Genomic DNA, 18,066 nt, shown 5'->3' with positions numbered 1-18,066 from the left:
TCGCAGGCGGGTTCCGCCACGAACTGAGTTATCAATTTCACAATCCTCCCCAATTCCTTGATCGAGCCCTCACCGATAGCTAGTCTAAATTTCGCGGAGCATCATGATTTCGGCTGGCGGGTTCGCATGGCGGAAATACTGCCGTATGCCCGAAAGACCGACAACCAGTTCATAAGGAGAGCCCCTCATGACGACGTACAAGGAAATGCAGGAAGTGCTGATGCGGGAATTGCGGTTGTACCACTACCCCATCGCCGTCAAATTCTTCTACGATCAGGCGGAATTGGACCATTTCCAGAACAACGCGCCTGAAATCGTCACGCCGGCCAAGCCCATGACGTTTTGCCAGTGGGAAATCGGCGCGCGCATGAAGGGTCAGATCGTCTACTCCGGCATCGAGGGCCTTGGTTGCGCCAACGCCAAGTACAGCTTCGGCTGGAAGGGCCTGGACGAAGGCGAGATCAAGGGCCACGCAAAATACACCCGCGACCTGGCCCAGGCCGAGCGTTTCGTCACATCCAAGTCCCGCCTCAAGGAAGGGCTGCTGGGCATAGCCGTGGCTCCGCTCGGCAGCATCGACGGACTCTACGAGCCCGACACCGTGCATTTCTACTGCGACAACATGCAGGCGTACCACCTGGCCGTGGACTACATGGCCGCCACGGACACCCACCCGTTGCGCCCGAGCATCACCATGAACTCGTCCGCCTGCGGCGGCAACGTCTTCACCCTGCAGGAGCAGGAATTCAACATGCTCCCGGCCTGCTCCGGCAGCTACAACGCGGGCAAGACCGAACGCGGAGAGATCAACGTGATCATCCCCGGCAAGAAATTCAAGGCGGTCTTCGACCGGCTCCAGGAGCGCATCAACGCCGGGAGCAGTTCCATCACCCGGCCCGGCGACGGCTTCCCCGGAGCGGACATCTGCAAGAACTGCCCCCTCATCATCTTCAAGAAAAACTAGTTCTTCTCCCCGGCCCCCGGAATCCGCTTTCCGGGGGCCGGGGGACAAGCCGCCGGGCAGGGTCCGGACCAATCCAATCCTGGTGTCGAGCGGGTGGAAAGTATCCGACATTCCCGGCCATACAAAGCTCTTGCCTTCCACAAACCCGGTGACTATCTTTTGCGGAGCATGGCAGTCAGCACGCCTACCTCGGTTACGCGATCGGCCGCTCGTTGCGCCGCGACGCTCCTGGCGCTGGCCTGCCTCTTCCTGGCCGGCTGCAAGGACCAGGAAACGGCCCTCAAGGTGGACTTCGACAAGCGGCGGGAACTTTCGCACCACGTGCCCCAAGAGGGGCTGACGTACGCGTACCTGCCCCAGTATTCCCATCCCATCTCCTACGCCCGGCACCATCAGCTGGTGGCCTACCTGAGCAAGGCTACCGGCCTCCCCATACGGCAGGTCTTCCCGGCCACTTTCGATGAACATATCGCCATGGTGCGGCGCGGTGAGATCGACATCTCCTACGTCAATCCGTTCGTCTTCCTGAAAATGGCCTCCAACGGGGCCTTCGCCTTCGCACGTGTAATCGAACCCAGCGGCTCCCCCGAGTTTCGGGGAGAGATCATCGTTCGGGCGAACAATCCCTCCATCAAGACCCTCCAGGACTGCCGCGGCAAGCGGCTCATTGCCGTGGATCCCTCCTCCGCCGGCGGCTTCCTCTTTCCCATGGGGCTGTTCCTGGACAATGGGGTGAAGATGTCCGACTTCTCTGAAGTCACTTTCCCTCCCGGCCCGGGCGGCAAGCAGGAAAAGGTCGTCCTGGCCGTGCACGCCGGGCTCTCCGACGTGGGCATGGTACGCGATGGGACCCTGAAGCTCCTGGCCAACCGCATCGACATCTCGACCATCTCCGTCCTGGGCGCCTCCCAGGCGTACCCGGGCTGGCTCTTCGTCGCGCGCCAAGGCCTGCCCCCGGATGTGGTCCAGTCCATCTCAAAGGCCTTGCTGGCCCTGTCCATGGACGATCCCGGACAAGCACCCATCCTTGAAGCGGCGCACATTCAGGCCGTGATTCCGGCACGCAATGAAGACTACGACCCCGTGCGCGAACTGGTGGCGCGCGTCGGCGCGGACAGTCCCCAATAATCGGGACGGGCTCGCAATGGGAACGCACATGAAGCGTCTGGCTTGGCTTCCTCCGCTCAATCCGACCCGCCGCCTGTCCTTTGCCACCAAGTTGGGCCTGGGCATCAGCGCCATCGTGCTCTTCGTCTCCGTGGCCATGACGGCCACCTTCTACGAAATGGCCTCGCGCTCCCTCACAGGCGAAGCCAAGAAATGGGGGCGCGTGCTCTGCGAAAACCTGGCCCTGCGCAGCCGCGACGCCCTGCTGGCCCAGGACCTGTTGCGCATCAAGAACCATCTGGACGAGCTCAAAAGCGCCGGCAACGACGTGGTCTACGCCTTCGTCATGGACGACGAGGGTCACGTGTTGGCCCACACCTTCCCTGGCGGGTTCCCGGTGGATCTCCCCGCGGCCAACCCTCTGGGCCCCAAGAACGATCTTCGCATCCAGCTCATCGATACCGGCTCCATGCTGGTTTACGATTTCGCTGCTCCGGTGGTGGTGGCCGACAACCGCCTGGGCGTGGTCCGGGTGGGGCTGGCCAAGTCCGGGGTGGTGGAGGACGTCGTCAGCGCCCTCATCGACCCTGTGGTCAACGTCTCCTTCCTGACCATGATCCTGGCGGTGGTCCTGGCTACGGTGTACGCCCGGCGGGTCACCCGGCGCATCAACTTCCTGCGGGAGCACGCCGCCTCGGTGGTGGCCGGCTATCTCGACCCGCCGGACAGCGCGCCCGACGTCCCGCCGCAGCCTTCCCTGGAGAGCTCCGGGGACGAAATCCAGCAGTTGAGCGAAACTTTCAATGTCATGACCCATACCCTGCGGCTGCACCTGGACGAACTGCACGCCGCCCAACGCGAGCTCACCCGGCAAAAAGAGCTCATGCGCACCATTCTGGACTCCACCCCGGACTATGTGGCCCTGCAGGACCGCGACCACCGCTACATGGCCGTGAACAAGGCGCTTGCGGAAGACCTGGGCCATCCCGAGGCGGCCATCGTGGGCCGCCTCGACGAAGCCTTCCTTCCCGAGGCCGAGGCCCTGCGCAACCGCGAAGCGCTGGACCGCATCCTGAGCACCGGACTGCGCGAGGAAGAGGAGATCCAGGTCCGCCGCGATGGGGCACTCCACTGGCTGCACGTGGTACGCGTCCCGGTCAAGGACGAACGGGACGAGGTGGTGGCAGTGGTCCGCTCGGCCCACGACGTCACCCAGCTCAAGAGTTACCAGGACCAGCTCATCCAGGCCCAGAAGATGGAATCGCTGGGCAAGCTGGCCGGGGGCGTGGCTCACGAGATCAACACCCCGCTGGGAGTCATCCTGGGCTATGCCCAGCTCCTGCAGGAGGACGTGCCGCCGGGCTCCTCCCTGCACGCCGACCTCGAGATCATCGAGAAGCAGGCCAAGGTGTGCCGCAAGATCGTGGCCGACCTGCTGGGCTTTTCCCGCCAGGCCGACTGCGCCAAGATGGAGATGTGCTTCAACAACTCCATCCTGGAGGCGGTGACCCTGGTCCGGCACACCTTCCGGCTGGACCATGTGGAAATCCTGACCCGCCTTGACGAGCACCATCCCATCATCTACGGCGATCCCGAGAAGCTCAAACAGGTCTGGATCAACCTGCTGAACAACGCCCGCGACGCCATGCCCCGGGGCGGCGTCATCCGGGTGTCCTCCCGGCTGGAACGCGATCGCGGAGTGGTGTTGGTCACTTTCTCCGACTCCGGGGAGGGCATCCCCGCGGAAAACCTGCCACGTATCTTCGATCCCTTCTTCAGCACCAAGGGCGTGGGAGAAGGCACCGGTCTTGGCCTGGCGGTCTCTTTCGGCATCATCAAGGACCACGGCGGGGCCATCGCGGTGAGCAGTCCCGTTCCGGGAGACGAGGGGGACGAAGGCCGCGATGCGGACGCTGCGGGACCGGGCTCGCAGTTTGTCGTCGAGCTGCCCCTGGACCATTCCGACAAAGCGTATCCGGAAGGACCGGCCCTGCTGTCCTGAGTCCCGCTACTGCAAGGAGCATTCATGGCGAACATCATGGTTCTCGACGACGTGGCCGACGCTGGCACCCTCATCAAGCGCATCCTGGAACGCAAGGGCCACGCGGTGACGAGCTTCACCGAGGAGGAGCAGGCCCTGGCGCATGCGGCCAAACAACGCCCCGACCTGGCCATCCTGGACATCAAGCTCAAGAAGATGACCGGGGTGGAGGTGCTGGACGAACTCAAGAAGATCGACGCCGGCATCAGGGTGATCATGCTCACCGGCTACCCCACCCTGGAGACGGCCCGCGAGAGCGTTCGTCTGGGCGCGGACGAATACTGCGTCAAGCCGATCGACAAGGACGAACTGGAAACCAAAGTGGCGGAAGTGCTCGCCAGGTAGGCGAGAGGAACGCACTGCGAAAGCGGGCCGACCATGACGCGGACCTGCAGGAGAATAAAGCCATGACGGGGCGGACGTGCTGAACCGGGAACTGCTCAAGCACTGGACCTATCAGGTCTTCGCCCCGGGGACGCTGCTCAGGGTCCGATACGAGGCATTCCGCGAACTGCTGGCCCTGGACGAGACCTGCCTGGAACGCATCGCCGAACTGGAGGACATCCACTACGGCCGCCGTGCCGTGGACTGGACGCGGGTAGTCTTTCTGGTCCAGGAGCTCGAGGGCCTTGGGCGGGGCCTCGTGGCCGCCCTGACCAGCCTCACGCCCACCAAGGGTGTGTCCCTGCTGGAATATTTCCGGAAAATCTCCTTCTACCTGAAGCTGGCGGTGGACATCCCTCCGCCTGACGCCTCGCCGCCCTTTACGCTGCTCCTGGACCGGCGGGAAGCCGACGTTGCCCGATTGGGCGGCAAGGCCGCCAACCTGGCCCGGGCCATGAACCTCCCGGAGCTGCCCGTGCCGCAGGGCTTCGTGATCACGCCCGGCGCCTTCCATTATTTCCTGGAGTCCAACAACCTGCGCGCACCGCTGGACGAACACCTGCGGCGGCTCGACCTGAACGATCCCGAAGGAATGGAAGCTGGCAGCATGGCTCTCCAGGCGCTGATCCAGGAGGCGGAGATTCCCGCCGCCGTCCTGGAGGAGATACGCCAGGCCCAGGCCGGGCTTCCCGACCCTGACGCCCCCCTGGCCGTGCGTTCTAGCGCCGTGGCCGAGGACGCCGCGAACTCCTTCGCCGGCCAGTACGACAGTTTCCTGAACGTCCCCCCCGCCGATCTGGCCGACTCCTGGCGGCGGGTGATCATAGGCAAATATTCCCCGCGCGCCCTGACCTATCGCATTCTCACCGGCCTCTCGGACATGGAGACGCCCATGGCCGTGCTGGTCATGCCCATGGTGGACGCCGCCTACGCGGGCGTCTGCTACACCCGGGACACCGACCGCTCGGCCAGCCTGTGCGGCATGACGGCCCTCTACGCCGTTCCGGGCCTGGGCGAGAACCTTGTCAGCGGCCGGGTTTCCCCCGGAGTCTTCTGCGTCGACGCCGAGGGTTCTCCGGCCCTGCCGCCTGAGATCCTGCAGCGCCCCCCCGGATTCGCCGGGCTGCCCGACGAGACGGTGCGGCGCCTGGCCCGCCTGGCCCGGCAGTTGGAGAAGTTCTTCGGATGCCCCCAGGACGTGGAATGGGCCGTGGACCGCGGCGGCAAGGCGTGGATTCTCCAATCGCGCCCCATGCAGCGGGGGCGGACCGCGCCTGCTGCCTTCCTGCCGGAACAGCTCCCCAAAGCGCTGCTGACGGGCGGCCTCAGCGTCTCGCCCGGAGCCGCCAGCGGCCCGGTGGTCCATGCCCGCACGGAGGCAGCCATCCGCGAGGCCCCTTCCGGAGCCATCCTGGTCACCGAGGCCATGCCGCCCTCGCTGGTGCAGGCCATGGGGCGGGTAGCCGGGGTGATCAGCCGGCGGGGAAGCCGGGCCTCGCACTTCGCCTCAGTGGCCCGGGAGTTCGGACTCCCGGTCATCGTGGGCGGGGCGACGGTCTTCGACGACCTCACCGAGGGCGATGTCGTCACCCTGGACGCCGCGCACGGCCAGGTCTTCCCTGGTCGATTGGAGGCCGTGCTGGAGGCCGCGCGGCCGCCCCGCAAGTCCCTGGCGGCCGCAGCCCAGGCCCGCCTGGAAAAACTCCTGCCCCATGTGGCCAGCCTTGGCCTCACCGATCCCCGGTCCCCCGACTTCCGGCCGGAGGGCTGCCGTTCGGTGCACGACGTGGTGCGCTACGCCCACGAGACAGCGGTGCAGGAGATGTTCTCCCTGGTGGGCAAATCCGCCCGGGGCATGGCCCGCGCCAAGAAGCTGAAAACCAAGCTGCCCCTGACCATGTACGTGCTGGACCTGGGCCAAGGACTCTTCCCCGCCGCCCGCGACAAGGCCGAGATCCTGCCCGACGACATCACCTCCACCCCCATGTGGGCCCTGTGGTGGGGGCTTTCCAGCGCGCCCACGTCCTCCCTGCCCATGGCCGACTGGGAGGCCCTGGACCGCCACAGCGCCGGGGTCATGCTCGACGACAGGCTCCTGGGCAGTTTCGCTGTCATCGACGGCGCCTACGCCCACCTCATGCTGCGGTTCGGCTACCATTTCTGCGTGGTTGACGCCCTGTGCGAGCAGAATGGGGAGAAAAACCATGTGGCCATACGCTTCAAGGGCGGCGGCGGCCAGTACCATCAACGGCTGCTGCGGCTGGAGTTTCTGCGCCTGGTGCTGGAGGACCAGGGTTTTCGGGTCACGATCATGGGCGACCTTTTCGAGGGCATGTTGACCGGCCTGGACTGCAACACCCTGCGGCGGCGGCTCGTGGTGCTGGGGCGCCTGCTGATGGACACGAGGCTGATGGATATCCGGATCGAAACCCCGGAGCAGGCCCGGGACCAGGCCAGACGGTTCCTGGACGCCGTCCTGGAGCGGGAGGCGTAAATCGCATGCCTGACCGGCAGCCATCCCTGGTCTGGGTCACGGATCAGCTGGCCGTTGGAGCAGCCCCGCTCTCCTACCGCCAGCTGGCCGAGCTGCATGACCAGGGTGTCACGGCCATCCTCAATCTTTGCGGGGAGTTTTGCGATCTTCACGAGATCGAGCGGGACCACGGTTTCGAAGTCCGCCACCTCCCCATCCCTGACGAAGAGGCCCCGAACATGGCCGCCCTGGAAGAGGCCCTGGCCTGGCTGGACGAGGCCGTATACCTCGGTAAGAAGATATTCATCCATTGCCGCCACGGCATCGGCCGCACCGGCACCGTGCTCAATGCCTACCTTTTGCGCCGGGGGCTGGGGCACAAGGCGGCGGCCAGGCTACTGGCCAAGCTGCGCAGCAAGCCCGCCAATTTCTGCCAGTGGCGGGCCGTCAGGCGCTACGGCAAGACCTCCGGCAAGCTGACCATCCGCGAACCCCGGCTGGAGTTCGCTCGCTCTACGGATCTGAAACCGTTCCTCAAGGACTATGAGAATCTGGTCGCCGAGACGGAGGCCGCTGTCGCCGCCTCCGCCCCCGGCGTGACGCGGTGCGGCCTGGAGCACCAACAATGCTGCCATCGTCCCGTGCGGCTGACGCTCATCGAGGCCGTGGCCCTGGCCGCCGTGGTCAACAAGGAACTCTCCAGTGAAAGGCGCCGGGAGATCATGGACCGCGCCACCCAAGCCTCGAGCCTGGAACGACGGGGCAGCCTAGAGCAGGGGCCACGTGGCGCGGAGGCGGAGGGCAACCTGTCCGGCGTGGCCTGTGCCTGCCCCCTGCTGGAGGCCGGGCGCTGCCTGCTCTTCTACTCGCGGCCGCTGCGGTGCCGCACCCATGGGATGAACGCCGACGCAGCCGAGCATCTCTGGCGGACCCTCGCGCCGGTCTTGGACCAGCTCTCGAGCCAGGTTTTCCTGGCCCTCTCCGGGGCATTCCTGCCGGAATCTCCGCTGTCCTTCAGCATACCGGAGGTGGTTTCGGGGCGCTACGCGCAGCGATTCTTCCACCAGCTCCGAAAGTCCGTCCAAAAAACCAAATAGAATTCGATCTCGACCGGCTAGGCCGTCTCTACGCCCCGCATCCGCAAGGAGTCCTCGTCTGCCAGGGCCGTGGCGTGGATGCGGCGATACAGCGGCACGCCGTGCTTGATCTTGGAAAAGGCGACGCGCACGATAATGTAGATGGGGATGAACCAGAATTCCGGCCGCACCTGCCCGATGAACGGAGCGATCAGGTCGTCGACCCGGCCGAAGCGCTGGTCAAGCCAGCCGAGCGCCAGGGCCACGGGCCAGATGGAGGCGCAGAACAGCGTCGCGCCCAGAAAGAAATTCCTGCCGAAAGCGTCATTTGCCAAGGTGTTGCAGGCTTTGAAAGCCTCCTTGTCCTTACAGGCCAGGGCCTGGAAGCTCATGTCGTTGTGCCTGAGCATCTCGCGCTGGTGGGCGAGGAATGCCTTCCGGTTGATGCGGTAAGCCAAGGACATGGCCACGTCGCCCACGATGACCGCGCACAGGGCCACGTAGGCGCAGCCCAGAAAAAACCCCGCCTGCGGGTCCCGCACGAGGCGGAAGGCCCAGATGAAGACGGGGTCCAGAACGGCGTTCAAGTCTGCGAAGCTGTTCATGCTGTTGCCTTGAAGGGGGCCGCCGTGTGGCGGCCCCCCGGTTCGCGGCGGTTTATGAGCCGATGATCACGATGCCGTAGAAGCCGCGCAGGATGTAATCAATGCCGGTGTAGAGGGCCAGCACGATGAAGATGACCTTCAGGACAGTGTCCGGGATGTACTTGGAGGTCCGGGGGCCGATGAACGAACCGAGGAGGATGCCCACCATCTCCGCGCCGATGAAGGACCACGCGATGGGCGTGCCCTGCATCATGTAGGAGAAAATGGAGGTCACCATGCCCACGAACACGCCCATGGCCGAGGTGCCTGCCACAAGGTACATGGGCAGGCCGGCCACGGAGGTCAGGAACGGCACCAGCAGGAAACCGCCGCCCACGCCCAGGAAGGAGGCGATGGCCCCGATCACGAATGCGCCGAGGACCGGAACGATGGGATTGAAGCTGAATTCCACCCCGAAGAAGGTGAACACGCACTTGGAGAAGGTGAAGCTCTTGATCTTCACGCCCTGTTCGGTGAGGTCGCCGCCCTTCTTCACGCTCTCCTGGAAGGCCTTGGCCGCGGCCGAGGCGGCTTTCTTCTTGGCCTTGCCCGCAGGCGTGACTTCATAGATCAGATACGCGCCCAGAACCAGCACGAAGAGGCCGAAATAGCCCTGGTAAGAGCTCAGGTTGATCTTCCCGGCGGTCAGCATGGGAACAAGATAGGAGCTGACGATGGTGCCGATGCCCAGGGCCAGGCCCAGGGGCAGCACCAGGCGGCCCATCTTCCAGTAGTTGTAGGTGGAGAAGCCGGCCGAGGTGCCCACCAGGTACTGGTTCGAGGTGCGGATGGAGTCCGTGACGATCTTGTTCAGCTTGAGGCCCTTGCCGAAGCTCTTGGCGTAGCCGCCGAGGCCGAACACGGTCATGTGGCCGATGGCGGCCATGATGCCGCCGAAAGCGCCCACGGTGGAGAAGATCCACCCGACCCACACGGCCCAGAGCAGCCCGGCCCACCAGGCGAGGTGAGGGCCGCCGGGGATGCCCAGGAATCCGGCCGGCTGGGCGGGATCGACCTTGCCCGCAGCTGTGGCTTCCCCGATGGCGTCGGCCAGTTTGTCCGCCATGGCGGGTTCATGCAGCAGGGCGCACATGGCCGCTGCCAGGACGAGCACAAGTGCAAGCGTCTTCATGGGTTTCACTTCGGTCGCTCCTTCTCGATTAAAGTCCGTGTCCAAAAAATCCCGGCGGCCGCGGGGCCGGGCCTGTTTCCGAGTCCAATCCGCCATGCGGGACGGGCAGATACATGGCCGGCAACCGAGGCTTGTGCCGCCACTCTTCGGTGCCACCGGAACCTTTCCGCTGAAGATTGTCGAGAATTTCAGATCATTGTTCGGAAGTTCCCATTTCAAAGGCATCAAATTCCCCGCGGTCATCGCCGGAAGGCTTTCGATTGAGCAAAATTTCACAGAGCACCTGTTGCGCTCGCGCCCACTTCCCCTGGCCGGCCTGCCCTCTCAACGGGGAGTCTTCGCTTCCGCGAACGCCGGATGCGGAAACAAGCCCTGGTCCTCAGAGCCGATCCCGAGAGCCACAGGACCGCGAAGCCCTTGAAGATCGGCAAGTTTTTCGTTGACTCTAACGGCAAGATGGCCGTAACCACCGACTCATGGCCTACCAGAAGAAGGGGTGCAAAGGCTGGTACGAAACATACCGGGACCACCTCGGCCGCGAGCACCCCGTAAAGGGCGCCTCGCCGGAAAGAGTTGAGCTCAAGATCGCTCGGATCACATGCGACATGAACCACACCCCCCGAGCCAAGCGCCCCCTTACAGTCACCGACAATACATTCGCAGACTTGGCCAAGCCTTTCCATGCAGCCAAAGACTTGGCCACAAGCTTGAGTGCACATGGCGCTTCCATTCTGAAAGAATTCAGTCCTCCAGCAGTGGACGCGTCAGTATAGACACGATTGGCCACGAAGACATCCGCCGGCTCGTTGCAGGATGCCCGCACAACCGTTTTCCTTTAACGAACCGACTCAAACAGAGAGGCATGAAAAGCTGATGTTACAAGCAAAACATATCATGACCACACCGGTCATCACCTTCTTCCCGGAAACCCCCATCTCCGAGGCGGCCAAGACGCTTCTGGAGAAGCACATCAACGGCTGCCCCGTGGTGGACGCCAGCGGCGCCCTCGTGGGCATCCTGTGCCAGTCGGACCTGGTGGCCCAGCAGAAGAAGCTCTCGCTGCCCACGGTCTTCACCCTGCTCGACGGCCTGGTCCCCATGACCTCCATGAGCGACCTGGATCGCGAGATGGAAAAGATCGCGGCCATCACCGTGTCCCAAGCCATGAGCCAGGACCCTGAGTTCGTGAATCCCGAAACCCCCATCGAGGACATCGCCAGCCTCATGGTCGACCGGGGCTTCCACACCCTGCCGGTGGTCGAAGCGGGCAAAGTGGCGGGCGTGATCGGCCTGGAGGACATCCTGCGCACGGTCACGGGCCAGAAATAGGCGGTGTCCGGGCTCTTCCTGCCGGACGAGGCGGCCACTCTGGCACTGGGCCGGGCCATGGCGCTTTCGCTGCCGGAAGGATGGGATAACCCCGTTGCACTCTTGCGCGCGGGGCTCGGTTCGGGCAAAACAACCCTTGCCCGAGGATTCGTCTCGGCGCTGCCCGGTGGTCAGGACTCCGAAGTCGCAAGCCCCAGCTTCAACCTGGCCAATGTCTACCCGACCCATCCTCAGGTGGTGCACATCGACCTGTACCGCCTGGGCGAGGGTTTCCTGGACGCCAGTCTGGAAGAACTCCTGGAAGCGAGCCCCGGCCAGGGCGGGCGGATACTACTTGTGGAATGGGCCGAATATTTGCCCGAGGGCCTGCGTCCCGTGAGCTGGCTCCAGGTGAATCTGGTCGAATCCGGCCAAGGCCGCGAGGCCACGCTCGAACCCCACGGTCCCCAAGCGGCCGTCTGGCTTGAGCGCACCCTTTCAACCTACTTACAGAGCGGCAAGTCATGAAAATCATGGTTCAGAAGTACGGCGGCACATCCGTCGCCGGACTGGAACGGATGAGGAAGGTGCTCTCGAGGGTCAAGAAGGGCATCGACGAAGGCTACAAGATGATCGTTGTACTCTCGGCCATGTCCGGCGAGACCAACAAGCTCATCGGCCTGGCCAAGGAATTTACGGCGACCCCGGACCCAGAGGAGATGGACGCCCTGGTGGCCAACGGCGAAAACGTGTCCATCGCGCTCTTCTCCATGCTGGCCAAATCCGAGGGGATCAAGGCCAAGTCGCTGCAGGCGTGGCAGATTCCCATCTCCACCACCGACGCCTACATGAAGGCCCGCATCATCAGCATCGACGACAAAAGACTTAAAGTGATGCTCGAAGAAAACGATGTTCTGGTGGTGGCCGGTTTCCAGGGCGTGGACTGCAAGGGGCGCGTCACGACCCTCGGCCGAGGCGGTTCCGACACCACCGGCGTGGCCCTGGCCGCCGCCATCAAGGCCGACGTGTGCGAGATCTACACCGACGTGGACGGCGTGTTCACCACCGACCCCCGCGTGTGCTCCGCAGCCCGCAAGCTCGACCTCATCTCCTACGACGAGATGCTGGAGCTGGCCAGCTCCGGCTCCAAGGTGCTCCAGATCAGGAGCGTTGAGTTCGCCAAGAAATTCAACGTGCCCGTGCGGGTGCGTTCCACCTTTACCGACGACCCGGGTACCCTGGTCACCCAGGAGGACGCTATGATGGAAGATCTCGTGATTTCCGGCATCGCCTTTGACCGCGACCAGTGCCGGGTTACCGTGTACAAGGTCAAGGACAAGCCCGGCGTGGCCGCCGCCATCTTCGGTTCCATCGCCGAGAAGCGCATCCTGGTGGACATGATCATCCAGAACACCAGCCACGACGGCTACACCGACATGACCTTCACCGTCTCCAAGGGCGACCTGGAACAGACCATGGCCATCCTGGACGGCGTGCAGAAGGACATCGGCGCGGAGTCCGTACAGTACGACACCAATGTGGCCAAAGTGTCCGTGGTGGGCGTGGGCATGCGCAACCACTCGGGCGTGGCCTCCACCATGTTCAAGGCCCTGCACGACGAGAACATCAACATCAAGCTCATCGCCACCTCCGAGATCAAGATTACCTGCCTGATCGACGAGAAGTACGTGGAGCTGGCCGTGCGCGCCCTGCACACCGCCTTTGGCCTCGACAAGGGCCAACAGGCCGCCTGCTGATCCCGCGGCGGGCGGGGCGCGTTGGCCCCCGCCCGCCGTTCACATCCCATACAGGGGCTCAAGTCGCGTCCGGGCGGCGCGGGCAAGCCCCAGGAAGGCCGCTGTGAAGGTTCAGATATACGATACGACCCTGCGTGACGGGGCCCAGGCCGTGGACATCAACCTCACGGCCGAGGACAAGATGCGCATCGCGCTCAAGCTCGACGAGCTGGGCGTGGACTTCATCGAGGGCGGCTGGCCCGGGTCCAATCCCACCGACAAGCGCTTCTTCGAGGATATCCAGGGCTACGCCCTCAAGCATTCGCGCATCGCCGCCTTCGGCTCCACCCACAACGCCAAGAACGCGGCTGAGACCGATCCCAACCTGAAGGCCCTGGTGGCCAGCAAAGCAACGGCCCTGACCATCTTCGGCAAATCCTGGGACCGCCACGCCGTTGAGGCCCTGCACGTGGAGCTGCCGCGAAACCTGGAACTCATCGAGAACTCCCTGGCCTACTTGAGGCCCCATTGCCAGGATCTCTTCTTCGACGCCGAACATTTCTTCGACGGATTCCGGGCCAACCGCGACTACGCCCTGGAATGCCTCAAGCGCGCCCATCAGGCGGGCGCGGACGTGCTGGTGCTCTGCGACACCAACGGCGGCACCCTGCCCTGCGACATCCGAAAGATATGCGACGCGGTGCTCAAGGCCGTGCCCCTGGCCAGAATCGGCATCCACGCCCACAATGACACGGACATGGCCGTAGCCAACTCGCTCATGGCCGTGCAGGCCGGGGCCACCCAGGTCCAGGGCACCATGAACGGCTTCGGCGAGCGTTGCGGCAACGCCAACCTGTGCTCCATCATCCCCACTATGGAGCTCAAGCTGAAAAAGCAGGCCCTGCCCAAGGGCAACCTGCCGCTCATCACCGAGGCTTCGCGGTTCATCGACGAGGTGGCCAACAGGGTGCCGTTCGCCCGCCAGCCCTACGTGGGCGAGTCAGCCTTCACCCACAAAGCTGGCATCCACGTGGCCGCAGTGGTCAAGAATTCGAGCCTTTACGAGCACATCGATCCGGAAAAGGTCGGCAATACCCGCCAGGTGGTTCTCTCGGACATGGCCGGGCAGTCCAACATCCTGTTCAAGGCCAAGGAGTATGGCATCCCCCTGGAAAAGGGCTCGCCCGAGACCCTGGACATCCTGCGCGAGGTCAAGGAGCAGGAGGCCGCCGGCTTCGAATACTCCGCAGCCGAGGCGTCCTTCGAGCTGCTCATGCGCCGCGCCCTGGGCACCACGCGCCGTTATTTCTCCCTGGTGAAATACCGCGTGCTGGACTGGAAGCAGGCCGACTGCGAGGAGCCCCTGGCCGAGGCCACGGTCATGGTCCAGGTGGGCGGCAACGTGGAGCACACGGCCTCGGCGGGCCTGGGCCCCGTGAACGCCCTGGACAACGCCCTGCGCAAGGCCCTTTCACGCTTCTACCCGCGCATCGCCGAGATCAGGCTTCTGGACTTCAAGGTGCGCGTGCTCAACTCCAAGACCAAGCACGACACCGGCACCGCGTCCAACGTGCGCGTGCTCATCACCTCCGGAGACCTGCACGATACCTGGACCACCGTGGGCGTCTCACACAACATCATCCAAGCCAGCTGGCAGGCCCTGGAAGATTCGGTCAACTACAAGCTCATGAAGGAAGACCGGAAGAAATTGGCCGGATGCTGACCGGCAATGGCCTTTTGAGTTCCCTTAAAACCGGCTTCGGCCGGTTTTTTCTTGCATCGCTTCATTTTATGGCTAGATAAATATGTTTCCTCTTTCGTTGACCCTGTCCCGGACAGGCGTATCGACCCGAAACAAGTGAGAAGCGATGTCGCAATCCAGCAGTAAAGACGCCACGGGCTCAAGCTGCGAACCCGGAACGCATGTGCCCGATGGGCATGTGGCCACAAGCGAAGCCTCCCGTGAGGCGCAGGCATATTGCGTTTGCGGGCCTGACGCCGTCCGGGAGCCGGGGGGCCCTGGTGGTCCCGGAGGCTCGGCGCACGACCAGGAACCGCCGGTTTCCGGCTGTTCCGTCCTGGTGGATTTCCCTGCGCTCAGCTGGAGGATGAACAGACACGGGGCACACGACTATTTCAACAACGCTTGGCTCGAATTCACCGGTTCCACCCTGGAACGGGAAACCCGGGGCGGCTGGATGGAACGGATTCATCCGGAAGACCTGGACGCATACAGGGAAAAGCTCAGCCAAAGCTTTAACAACCACTCGCCGTTCGAAACCCGGTTCCGCCTGCAGCGCAGCGACGGAGAGTGGCGTTGGATAACCGATCTCGGGCGTCCTTTCCGCGACGGGCAGGGGGATTTCGCCGGCCTCATCGGCTGCAGTTTCGACATCACCGAGCGCATCGAGCAGGAACGCTCCCTGACCGAGGCCAAATCCAGGGCCGAGGCCGCCGGAGAAGCCAAGAGCCAGTTCCTGGCCAACATCAGTCACGAAGTGCGCACCCCCTTAAACGGCATCATGGGCATGCTCGAAGCCCTCGCCGAATCCTCCCCCTCGGCGCAGCAGGCCGAATACATCGAAACGGCCTCGCAATCGGCCAGGCAGCTCCTGGGCTTGCTCAACGACCTGCTGGACCTGGCCAGGATCGAAGCGGGCAACCTGCCCCTGCATCCGAGCCTCATCAACGTGGGGGAACTGATCCGCCGGGGCACGGCCCCCTTCGCCCACGAGGCCCGCGGCCTGGGTATTTCCCTCACGGTGGAGGTCTGCGCCGAACTGGATTCCCTGCTCTTCCCGCTGGACGAAGTCAGGATGCGCCAGTTGCTGTTCAACCTTTTGGGCAACGCCCTCAAATTCACCAAATTCGGCGGAACGGTTGCCGTGAGCGCCTTCCTGGCCGGGACGCAGGCCGCCCGGAAGCTGGTGGTCGTGGTCTCCGACACGGGCATCGGCATCCCCGGCGACAAGCTCGCGGCCATATTCGATCCGTTCGTGCAGGCCATGGGCGCGCTCACCCGCGAACACGGTGGCGCCGGCCTTGGCCTGTCCATCGTGCGCAAGCTGGTGCGCATGATGGAGGGCGCGGCGTGCGTGAGCAGCGAACCGGGCCAGGGAACCGATTTCGCGTTCAGCATCCCTGTGGAACCGGGGGAGGTTCGCCCTTCTGAGGCCGCGGCCGAACCTGCGGCTCCCCAAATTACCCTCCCTCCCCTCAAGGCCCTGCTGGTGGAGGACGACCGGGTCAACCAGCTGACCGCCCGGCGCATGCTTGAAAAGCTCGGCATGAGCGTGGACATGGCCGAAAACGGCCAGCAAGCCCTGGACGCCGTATCCCGGTTCCAGTTCGACATCGTGTTCATGGACCTGCAAATGCCGGTGATGGACGGGCTTTCCGCCACCCGGGCCATCCGGGAACGTGAGGGCGCGGCGGGCGGGCCCCGTCTGCCCATCGTGGCCATGACCGCCCACGCCATGAAAGGCGACCGGGAGATGTGTCTGGAGGCGGGGATGGACGAATACGTGCCCAAACCCCTGGAAAAGAACGCCCTGGCCCTGGCGGCACGGACCGCGTTGGACAAGAGGACCGGCTGAGAAGTCAGGAAGCCGCGTCGAGATCGCTCACGAAACCGGCGCAGAGCTTGGCCACCTCGTCCCTGGTCTCCACATGGGTGGTGATGACGTGGTGCCCGGTGATGCGCTCCTCGATGGGGAGAACCACCGCGCGCCTCACAGTGGAACTCACCTTGGACGTTATTTCCCATAGATTGCCCAGGGGCACCTGCCTGTCCAGGGGCGAATGCATGGCCAGGAGCGGAGAGGTGATCCTGCCCAGGTCGCGCCGGACCACCCGCAGCCCCCGCACGAAGCTGTGCAACGGCTCAAGGGCCACGGCCTCGTCGTAGCCCTGCCATGGGGCTATGAGCCGCGACTCGGGCTTTTTGGGATCGGTGGGCCAGATGGGGCGGACCTTCTTGAGCAGCCCCACCATGGGCAGCCGCCAGTCCGTGGCCTCGGGCGGCAGGAAGCGGTAGAGGTAGACCGGCGAGGCCATGGTGACCACCCCGGCGGGCCTGTAGCGCTGGGCCAGGGCCAGGCTCAGGCTGCCGCCCATGGACAGTCCCAGCACGAAAACCCGGCCGTGGGCGGCCTGAAGGCGTTCGTACTCCTCGGCCGCGTGCTTGAGCCAGCCGCTCCAGCGCGTGCGGCTCCACGCCTCAATCGTGGTCCCGTGTCCCGGCAGGGTGGGCAGACTGACCGGATACCCCAGGTTCTGCAGGGCTTCGGCCACGGGCGACATTTCGAAGGGTTCGCCCCCGAAACCGTGGATGAGCAGGCAGGCGGCCTTGGACATGGTCTTCTAGCCCCCCGCCCGGGTGCGACGGATCGTAACCAAATGGTATGACGGCATGACAGCACCCTCCCGGGACCGCCGCTGCCGCATACGGTCCCGCTACATGGTGGAGATGACCTCGATGAGCACGTCGGTCACCTTCTCGGCATTCTGCTTGAAGATATGCAGGATGTCCTCCCATGTCACGGGGGGTTCGTCGGTTTTCCAACAGTCGTAGTCGGTGGACATGGCCACGGCGGCGTAGGGCACCCCGGCCTCCACGGCCAGGATGGCCTCGGTGGCCACGCTCATGTTGATGACGTCCGCGCCCCACTGGCGGAACATGTTGGATTCGGCCCGGGTGGAGAAACGCGGCCCCTCGATGGTGATGACCGTGCCGCCGGGATGGTGGGCGTAGCCGAACTTGGCGCAGGCGGTGTTCAGCTTGCCGCGCAGCCCCTCGTCAAAGGGATCGGCCATGGGGGTATGCACGGGGGCGTGGGGCTCGAAGCGCTCATGGAAGGTGACGGGGCGAAGCCTGGTGAAGTCGATGAACTGGTCCAGCACCACCAGGTCGCCGCGTTTGATCTCGGCCTTGAGCGAGCCCACGGCGGTGGTGGCCAGGATGTGCGTGCAGCCCGCGTCCTTGAGCGCCCATATGTTGGCCCGGTAGTTCACCCAGGTGGGCGGGCAGGTGTGGCTGCGCCCGTGCCGGGCCAGAAGCACCACCTCGCGTCCCTTGATGCGACCAGAGCGCAGGGTAGAGTTGGGCTTGCCGTAGGGGGTGTCCACCTCGCCGTCCACCGGGTTTTCCAGGATGTCGGGATTGTCCAGGCCGCTGCCGCCGATGATGCCTATCTTCATGT

Annotated in this window: 15 protein-coding genes; 11 read left to right on the top strand and 4 right to left on the bottom strand. The window is 64.4% G+C overall.

What is annotated here, in order from left to right:
• The first annotated feature begins 187 nt into the window (after positions 1-187).
• From ML540_RS15040 to ML540_RS15015, 6 genes are all read left to right on the top strand, one after another.
• Positions 188-964, top strand: coding sequence for a DUF169 domain-containing protein (locus ML540_RS15040; RefSeq protein WP_243362949.1), 777 nt, complete (start codon positions 188-190; stop codon positions 962-964).
• A gap of 168 nt (positions 965-1,132) precedes the next feature.
• On the top strand, positions 1,133-2,092 hold the full coding sequence (locus ML540_RS15035; RefSeq protein WP_243362946.1) for a phosphate/phosphite/phosphonate ABC transporter substrate-binding protein: 960 nt from the start codon (positions 1,133-1,135) through the stop codon (positions 2,090-2,092).
• A gap of 28 nt (positions 2,093-2,120) precedes the next feature.
• On the top strand, positions 2,121-4,073 hold the full coding sequence (locus tag ML540_RS15030; RefSeq protein ID WP_243362943.1) for an ATP-binding protein: 1,953 nt from the start codon (positions 2,121-2,123) through the stop codon (positions 4,071-4,073).
• 24 nt (positions 4,074-4,097) lie between these two features.
• Complete coding sequence (locus ML540_RS15025) at positions 4,098-4,457, top strand: response regulator (RefSeq protein WP_243362941.1); 360 nt, start codon at positions 4,098-4,100, stop codon at positions 4,455-4,457.
• 76 nt (positions 4,458-4,533) lie between these two features.
• Positions 4,534-6,990 (top strand): PEP/pyruvate-binding domain-containing protein, encoded by a 2,457-nt coding sequence (locus tag ML540_RS15020; RefSeq protein ID WP_243362932.1) that lies wholly within the window; start codon positions 4,534-4,536, stop codon positions 6,988-6,990.
• Positions 6,991-6,995: 5 nt separating this feature from the next.
• Positions 6,996-8,066: a protein-tyrosine phosphatase family protein gene (locus ML540_RS15015; RefSeq protein ID WP_243362931.1), complete on the top strand. Its 1,071-nt coding sequence runs from the start codon at positions 6,996-6,998 to the stop codon at positions 8,064-8,066.
• 17 nt (positions 8,067-8,083) lie between these two features.
• Here ML540_RS15015 and ML540_RS15010 read toward each other — a convergent pair whose 3' ends face one another.
• Both ML540_RS15010 and ML540_RS15005 read right to left on the bottom strand, forming a co-directional pair.
• A complete protein-coding gene (locus ML540_RS15010) occupies positions 8,084-8,650 on the bottom strand; it encodes a hypothetical protein (RefSeq protein WP_243362921.1) in 567 nt (188 codons plus the stop codon).
• Positions 8,651-8,702: 52 nt separating this feature from the next.
• Entirely contained in the window at positions 8,703-9,821 is a 1,119-nt protein-coding gene (locus ML540_RS15005) for a sulfite exporter TauE/SafE family protein (protein ID WP_243363750.1), read from the bottom strand.
• Between the two features lie 873 nt (positions 9,822-10,694).
• Between ML540_RS15005 and ML540_RS15000 the strand changes: the two genes are divergently transcribed.
• The 5 genes from ML540_RS15000 (at position 10,695) to ML540_RS14980 (ending at position 16,461) form a co-directional block, all read left to right on the top strand.
• Complete coding sequence (locus ML540_RS15000; protein WP_243362919.1) at positions 10,695-11,150, top strand: CBS domain-containing protein; 456 nt, start codon at positions 10,695-10,697, stop codon at positions 11,148-11,150.
• A 3-nt stretch (positions 11,151-11,153) separates the two neighbouring features.
• On the top strand, positions 11,154-11,657 hold the full coding sequence (gene tsaE / locus ML540_RS14995) for a tRNA (adenosine(37)-N6)-threonylcarbamoyltransferase complex ATPase subunit type 1 TsaE (protein WP_243362916.1): 504 nt from the start codon (positions 11,154-11,156) through the stop codon (positions 11,655-11,657).
• Positions 11,654-12,886, top strand: coding sequence for an aspartate kinase (locus ML540_RS14990; RefSeq protein WP_243362906.1), 1,233 nt, complete (start codon positions 11,654-11,656; stop codon positions 12,884-12,886). The genes tsaE and ML540_RS14990 overlap by 4 nt, the downstream gene beginning before the upstream one ends.
• Positions 12,887-12,989: 103 nt before the next feature.
• Positions 12,990-14,588, top strand: a complete 1,599-nt coding sequence (cimA, locus tag ML540_RS14985; RefSeq protein WP_243362903.1) for a citramalate synthase — start codon at positions 12,990-12,992, stop codon at positions 14,586-14,588.
• 385 nt (positions 14,589-14,973) lie between these two features.
• Entirely contained in the window at positions 14,974-16,461 is a 1,488-nt protein-coding gene (locus tag ML540_RS14980; protein WP_243362901.1) for a PAS domain-containing hybrid sensor histidine kinase/response regulator, read from the top strand.
• 4 nt (positions 16,462-16,465) lie between these two features.
• On the opposite strand, the gene ML540_RS14975 is transcribed toward ML540_RS14980, so the two are convergent.
• Together ML540_RS14975 and mtnP are read right to left on the bottom strand one after the other, a co-directional pair.
• Entirely contained in the window at positions 16,466-17,221 is a 756-nt protein-coding gene (locus ML540_RS14975; protein WP_243362899.1) for an alpha/beta hydrolase, read from the bottom strand.
• Positions 17,222-17,320: 99 nt separating this feature from the next.
• Entirely contained in the window at positions 17,321-18,064 is a 744-nt protein-coding gene (mtnP, locus tag ML540_RS14970) for an S-methyl-5'-thioadenosine phosphorylase (protein ID WP_243362898.1), read from the bottom strand.
• Positions 18,065-18,066: the final 2 nt, after the last annotated feature.

It is taken from the genome of Fundidesulfovibrio terrae, from assembly GCF_022808915.1.
In the GTDB taxonomy this organism is placed as follows: domain Bacteria; phylum Desulfobacterota; class Desulfovibrionia; order Desulfovibrionales; family Desulfovibrionaceae; genus Fundidesulfovibrio; species Fundidesulfovibrio terrae.
The sequence above is the reverse complement of the archived record's forward strand: the minus strand, read 5'-3'. Positions and strand labels throughout refer to the sequence as shown.